This is a genomic window from Nostoc sp. CALU 546, from assembly GCF_048836525.1.
Map to the genome: position 1 here is coordinate 1 of NZ_JAWJTF010000338.1, position 2,089 is coordinate 2,089.

Below are 2,089 nucleotides of genomic sequence, written 5' to 3' on the forward strand. Positions count from 1 at the left end.
TGTTGAATACCAAAAACAATTGATTGTATTACCAAGTTATGATAAGAGCAAAGGAAAAATATTCACCACCAACTTTGATTGGATAACTTACTTCACGACAGCACGTCGTCTTGTTTCATATACTCCATTAGCACAACCGCAATGTATTCCCAATACGGTGATTAAAGTCAGCGATGTATCTTGGACAGACGAAGGTTTAACATTACCTTTTAATTGGGGAAATGGCAATGAAGAAGAACGATGGATTAAATGGTTTCATACTATGGTTTTTGGACGTAATTCCAGCTATAAAAACAACTTTCAAATACTTGAGATTCAGCAACAGAATGCTTTGGTTGCTCACGGTTGAACAAATAATTACTAATTCGCAATTCGTAAGCAACTTGCCGTTGTGGTACTTTGCGTCGATAATGCAGTGAAGCGCAAGTCTTCTTTTGTCAGAGACGTTGTAAAAACGAGGGTCTGGCAAACTCGCTAACGCAAGTTTGCGAGCGTAAATCGAAGGGTAATTCTTAATTAATAGGGTGCAATACTCCACCAAAATATCTAATGTGGTGGTAGTTATTTTTATTTAATTTTTGTCACTAATTCCAATAAAATGACGCTTTATTTTCAGTTTTAACTGTTATGGAGGGTCTAATTTAATTTGCTGTTTTATTCGTAAACGAATTGGAAAAAGTTTAACTTTTTTTTATTTTTTTTATTTCATCTCGTGTCACCCATTGCAGGTAAGATGATGAGCATGGGTTTTAATTTAGTAAGGGAACTGAATATTTATTGTCATTAGATGCAATATTTACTTTTATTTGCACACAAATTTCTATAATTTAGTGCAGATAATATTCCTTTACTAAAGGAAAATTCCATAAGTTGAAATTAGAAAATAAGGATTGCAATTGATACCAGTCCTGTATGATTATGCGCCTATAGAGCTTGCCCAAAAATAGACACTATTTGGGCAATTCCTAAATTGCTTTGAAGTGAAAAAAAGCGCAATATTACAGGAATTGGTATAAGCAAATTGTTCAAATCGTGTAATTTTTCAAAAGGAGTAAAAATCATGTCAAATCCAGAAGCAAACATGAAGATTATGTCTCGTTATATAGAAGCCTTAACCAAAGGTGACTACAAGACTTTAGAAGAATTACTCTGTGATGAACTGGAACACAATCTCAGTCGCAGCGGTATGGATGTCAGTATATCAGGGAGCGCAGATGCGGTTAATGCTGCTAGACAAGCAGGCCCCATTGATGTGAAAGTTCATGATGTATTTGCGAGTGGAGATAAAGTAGTTGGACGGTATAGCTACACAATTTCCAGCGATGTTGTTCCTAATGCACAACCAGGAAAAACAACAGAAGTTTCCGGGATTGTAATCACTCGTATAGCAAATAACGAAATCGTTGAAGTATGGCATGAGCAAGATGCACTGGGGATGCATCTTGCCTTTGGACTAGTTCCTCAACCAGTCGCTTAACGAAATCGTTTCTTTGCATCCCTTGTTACAAGATTCAACCCAACACAACCAAAACATCAAAAGAGAGACAGTATGGAAACCGCAACCTTGTTTGTAGAAAAAGAAGCTACGAAAGATGCACAGAAAGTAATCAGTCAAGTTTCAGCAATGGCTATGGTGGACGAAGAGTTCAAAAGCCGTTTGGTATCGGAACCGACATCTGTACTTGAGGAATACGGTTTAGAGATACCATCGGATATGAAAATCGAAATTCGCAAGTCTTTTGAAGAAATACCAGCTGAACGCAACTCACATACTCTCTATCTCGTCATCCCCCAGACTGATGAATTGTCACATGAAGACTTGTCGATGGCTATATATGCAGCTGCTAGTTGCCAAACAACTGCAAGTTCAGCTTGCACAACACCTTCATGTCTTTCCTCAGCTTCCACAGCATCGTCAAACAGCTGTAGTTAATGCTTAGAAGCAGAATTGAGAATTTAGAATGCGATCAAATGACGGTTTGAATCGTCACCTGATTGTAGACCTCGAAATCTGCGATTTGCTAAATCATTCATACACAATTCCTCCTTAATTCAGTGTTGCTGAATCAAGGGACAATTTTTGTGGGAT

General features: G+C 37.4%; 3 protein-coding genes. All 3 read left to right on the forward strand.

The features are described from left to right. Positions 1 to 349, forward strand: a 349-nt coding sequence (locus tag RRG12_RS43450) for a hypothetical protein (RefSeq protein ID WP_420763310.1), incomplete at its 5' end; no start/stop codon positions are given. A 711-nt stretch (positions 350 to 1,060) separates the two neighbouring features. Next, positions 1,061 to 1,477, forward strand: coding sequence for an ester cyclase (locus RRG12_RS43455; RefSeq protein WP_069070541.1), 417 nt, complete (start codon positions 1,061 to 1,063; stop codon positions 1,475 to 1,477). A gap of 72 nt (positions 1,478 to 1,549) precedes the next feature. Next, positions 1,550 to 1,933, forward strand: a complete 384-nt coding sequence (locus RRG12_RS43460; RefSeq protein ID WP_069070540.1) for a nitrile hydratase subunit alpha — start codon at positions 1,550 to 1,552, stop codon at positions 1,931 to 1,933. Positions 1,934 to 2,089: the final 156 nt, after the last annotated feature.

What these genes read in the sequence shown, in the direction of transcription:
- RRG12_RS43460 (WP_069070540.1), top strand. Translation starts at nt 1,550, where the DNA reads ATGGAAACCGCAACCTTGTTTGTAGAAAAAGAAGCTACGAAAGATGCA.
- RRG12_RS43455 (WP_069070541.1), top strand. Translation starts at nt 1,061, where the DNA reads ATGTCAAATCCAGAAGCAAACATGAAGATTATGTCTCGTTATATAGAA.